This window comes from Protofrankia sp. Cj3 (genome assembly GCF_917627355.1).
In the GTDB taxonomy this organism is placed as follows: domain Bacteria; phylum Actinomycetota; class Actinomycetes; order Frankiales; family Frankiaceae; genus Protofrankia.
Genome location: NZ_CAKJTR010000275.1, coordinates 1 through 4,332, shown reverse-complemented (window position 1 = coordinate 4,332; position 4,332 = coordinate 1). Strand labels below are relative to the sequence as shown.

At 67.3% G+C, this 4,332-nt stretch carries 3 protein-coding genes; 1 reads left to right on the top strand and 2 read right to left on the bottom strand.

Annotation, left to right across the window (positions count from 1 at the left end):
• Positions 1 to 55 precede the first annotated feature (55 nt).
• Positions 56 to 814 carry a FadR/GntR family transcriptional regulator gene (locus tag MJ783_RS22185; RefSeq protein WP_239313574.1) on the bottom strand — a complete coding sequence of 253 codons (759 nt, stop codon included), beginning with the start codon at positions 812 to 814 and terminating at the stop codon, positions 56 to 58.
• A 666-nt stretch (positions 815 to 1,480) separates the two neighbouring features.
• On the opposite strand from MJ783_RS22185, the gene MJ783_RS22180 reads away from it, so the two are divergent.
• A complete protein-coding gene (locus tag MJ783_RS22180; protein WP_239313571.1) occupies positions 1,481 to 1,978 on the top strand; it encodes a MarR family winged helix-turn-helix transcriptional regulator in 498 nt (165 codons plus the stop codon).
• A gap of 14 nt (positions 1,979 to 1,992) precedes the next feature.
• On the opposite strand, the gene rlmB is transcribed toward MJ783_RS22180, so the two are convergent.
• The gene (gene rlmB, locus MJ783_RS22175; protein WP_239313568.1) at positions 1,993 to 3,258 is read right to left on the bottom strand and encodes a 23S rRNA (guanosine(2251)-2'-O)-methyltransferase RlmB; all 1,266 of its coding nucleotides are present in this window, start codon (positions 3,256 to 3,258) and stop codon (positions 1,993 to 1,995) included.
• Between the last annotated feature and the right edge of the window lie 1,074 nt (positions 3,259 to 4,332).

The window sequence follows — 4,332 nt, the reverse complement described above, 5'->3', positions numbered from 1 at the left end:
ACCGGCCCGTCAGGACCGGCCATCCCGGCCGGCAGCCCCGCGGCCGAGCCACCGGTCAGGAGTAGACCAGCATGGGGGCTGTGCCCAGGCCGGTCATCCCGAATTCTCCATCAATCGCTCCGTGAGCGTCCCAGAACTCGACCGCGCCTGCCACGTCACAATTTTCGATCAGATCGGTCAGCCGCGCGTAACGCGCCAGCGACTGCTCGATGAAACGGCGTCCGTCGTGCTCCGGGACCTTGCGGAGAACAACATCGTACTGATGTCGGAGCAGCGACGCGACAAGCTCGGCCAGCAACGTCAGAGTCTGATTGTGACAGGATCGGACGACCAGCACCCGAAAATCCGTGGCACGCCGGGAGAAATCAGCCGCATTACGCGCGGCGTCGGCAGCCGCCAGACATGCCCGCATTTCTTGCAGATCCGCCGGGGTACGGCGTTTTGCGGCCAGCGCCACAATGCCCGAATCCATGACGGCCCGCGCCTCGGCCAGATCCCGGACGGGCGTTCCCCGCATCTGGAGCCGCAGTCCGGCTTGCCGGGCCAGGACCTGCCCGTCCGGCTCCTGGACGAGTGGCCCGAGGTGGGAGCCACGGCGAAGGACGATCAGAGATTCTGACTCAAGGATGCGTAGCGCCTCGCGCATTGTCGGCCTTGCGACACCATAAATATCCATCAGCTCGGTCTCCGGTGGAAGGTGGTCGCCAGGTCGGACCTCACCGCGTGCCACTCTTCCGCGCAAGTCATCGGCTACCATCTCGGCGAACTTGTTGAAGCTCGGTCCGTACCCCGCTCGGGGTGTACTCATACCCATGTGGCCGCCTCCTCACTGAAGCGTAAAAACTATGCTAACCGGCGGAAGAGAGCCACTACTCGTCTCCACGGACTTCTTGTGAGACCGCCCACGCCATGTGAATCCACCCACACCGATATTCGCTATAGATTAGGTTCTCGTGCGCCTTGGCGGAGCATCACGAATACGGGCCGACGCGGCCGCCAATGACGCGCCATATAAGAGTGCCCGACAATAGGGGAATGGATCAAGGAGCGAGAATGGGGTACATGCATCGCGAGGCGGCACAGGGAGCCACCGGCGGTGTTGGGGACGACCGACGAGCCGGGGTACCCGGGCATCCTGCGGCGATGGATGGGCAGCGAGGGACGGGGAGCGATGACGCGAGGGGCATGCCTGTCCCAGCCTCGCGACGCCGGGCCCCCTGTTGCCGACCCCAAGGGAAACCGGTATGACACATCACCACATCCACGCAGCAACCACGGAAACGGGTGCCTCCGACAGGGCCGGCCGGGAATCCCCCGCTCGCAATAAAGTCGACAGGCTGCCAACCAGCCAGGAGTGACGCGACCAGACGTTTCCGCGCGACGCGGGAGAAATTAACCACCCAGAGTCATCGAACAAAACCTTCCGTACCCGCCAGGCGGCATACGAGAAGTGCGGCAAAGGTAAGGAGGGGAGCTCAGAATGGTGTGGGAAGAGCCGCTTCCCTCCGCCGTGGCCCGCCTCGGACATTCGATCAAGAGGGCGGAGCAGGCACTCATCCGTGAGAAGACCCGGGCACTGCGTGATGTCGGGCTTTCCGTCCCGCAGTACACCGCGCTGTTCACCCTTGCCGAGTCACCCGGTCTCTCCGGCGCCCAGCTCGCCCGAAGGTGCATGGTCACGCCCCAGTCGATGGCCAGCCTGCTGCTCACCCTCGAAGCCAAGGGACTGATTGTCCGTGAGCAGTCGGATGTCCATGCGAAGGTTTTCCAGAGCCGGCTGACACCAACCGGCCTAGCGTTGCTGCGGCAGGCCGACGCGCTGGCCCTCGCGGTCGAGCAGCGCCTCACCGACGTGTTCTCCCCGGGAGAGCTGGAGGAGTTCCGGTCTCTCCTCGAACGGTCCGTCGCCATTCTCGACGACGAAACCGGACGGTCCGTGGCCACAGCCACGCCGCGGTGGTCCGAACAACTCCGTTAGCGGCCGGAGCCCGGCTATCGCTGTCCGTCCACCCGGCGGCGGCGGGCGATCTCCGCCAACATCACGCCAGCGGCGACCCCGGCGTTGAGCGACTCGACGTTACCGACCATCGGGATCCGCACGGTCAGATCGCAACGCTCCCCGACCAGCCGTGACAAGCCACGTCCCTCTGAGCCGACGACCAGCGCCAGCGGATCACCGGCCATCTCCAGCTCGTCGAGAGCAACCTCGCCGTCCGCGGCCAATCCAACGACGAAAACGCCGGCATCCGCCCAGGCCGCCAACGCCCGAGACAGGTTCGTCGCCCGCGCCACCGGCAACCGGGCGGCGGCACCCGCCGATGTCTTCCACGCCGCCGCGGTCACGCCGGCCGCCCGTCGCTCGGGCACGACCACGCCGTGCGCGCCGAACGCCGCCGCCGATCTGATCACAGCACCGAGATTACGCGGATCGGTCACTCCGTCCAACGCCACCAACAATCCCGGTGGCGCGGCCTGCGCACGGGCCAGGAGGTCATCGGGGTGGGCATACCGGAACGGCGGCACCGACAGTGCCAGCCCCTGATGCGGCGCGGAACCGCACATCCGGTCCAGCTCGGCGCGGGCGACATCCGCGACAGCCACACCGGCAGGAGGCGCGAGCCGGCGGGCCTCGTCAAGACGTTCGTCATACTCTGTGCCACCGGCAACGAACAGGGTTGACCCCGGAACACCGGCTCGTAGCGCCTCCACCACCGCGTTACGGCCGACTACCAGTTCGTCGAGGTCACCGCGACCATCGCGCTCCGCTCGGCCGGAGCGGGACGAACCAGCCCGATCCGGTCCGCCGCGGACGGGCCCGCCAGCACGACCACCGGACCGCGGCACCCGTTCACCACCGGTTTTCCCGCCTTTTTTCCCACCTCGGCCCTGGCCTGTCCCAGCGAGTGGACGCGGACCGCGCGCCGCCCGGCCACCCTCGTCCCGAGCCCTGTCATCACCGGCTCTGTCCGTACCCGCCCGAGCGTTGGAGACGCTGCCGGCTCGCCCAGTGCCGTCGGTAGCCCGCGAACCCACCGGGCGTCGCGCCTCAGCCGCCGCGATCACAGCGGCTCTGCGCTGAGCTGGGTGGCCTGGCCGCAGCTCAGCCGGCGGAGTGGCGCCACGGCCCTCCAAGCTCTTCCTGCGCTGGCCACCGCTACCAGCCGACGCGCCCTTGCGATGCGACCCCGCCTTGGCCGCTCGACCGCCCTGGCCGCCACGCGCCACCCCACCGCCGCCACGCCGTTGCTGGCCAGCCATCAGCGAACTCCACCAGCGCGTATCCCGGACGCGTCAGAGAACATCGTCACACGGTATACGGTTTCCCAGCTCGCTTGGGCCACCGGCCGTACGGGAAGCTGTATGATCAGAAAGTCTGGCGCGTGTTAGAGCGCCCGGCAATAGGGGACGCGGCGTCGCGGGGCTGGGGCACGCACCTCGCCGCGTTGTCGTCAGTCGCCACCCAACACCCCGGTGGCTCCCTCCTCCGCCTCGCGATGCACGCACCCCAGCCCCACTCCTTGACCCACACCCCTATTGCCGGGCGCTCTTAGCTTGTCCGCAAGCTGACAACAGCTCATACTGCTTAACACCTCATCGCCGTCAACAGCCGCACTATGGTCAAACCGTGACGGCGAACACACCTTCGACATCATCCATACGATCAAAGAGCGCCGTCGATTCCGCCATGATTACACTGCCGGTGTCGAGCCAGCCGCATGTCGACCACGCACAGACACCGCATCGCCGACGCCGATCCCCCACCCCGTGACGCCGCGCCCTCTGTTGCCGGACGCGCTAAGCCATGCAGGGCCGCCAAGATGTCCGCCGCCGAAGGGATCCTGATCGGAATGATCGACCAGACCCCGGCACGATTCCCACCGATCAGCGGTTCACCGACAAGCCGTGTGACATGACCACAGAATTTGATCATCCGTACGCCGGGGACGAAGAGGTACGGAACCGACCAGAACGGGGGCCTTGCCCGGTGTGCACGAACCCGGCGTACTCGGATGACCACCGCTGCGAAACATGCGGCATGCCGCCGCGGGTCGAGATGCCGCCGGAGACAGGTGACGCAGATCACCGAGAGATCGACCTTGGCCTTATTGCCGGCGTCTGTGACCGGGGAGTCCGACATACCACCAACGAGGACGCCATGGGTATCGCCATGGTCGGCTCCACCCTGATCGCCGTCGTCTGCGACGGTGTGTCGAGCACACCCGGGTCAGGACCCGCGGCGCGAGCCGCGGCCGCGGCCGCGGCCGCGGTCCTCGCCGAAGCGGCCCGCGGCTCGTCCGCCACGCGCGGCCAGCCGGCCGAGGCGACGCGTCC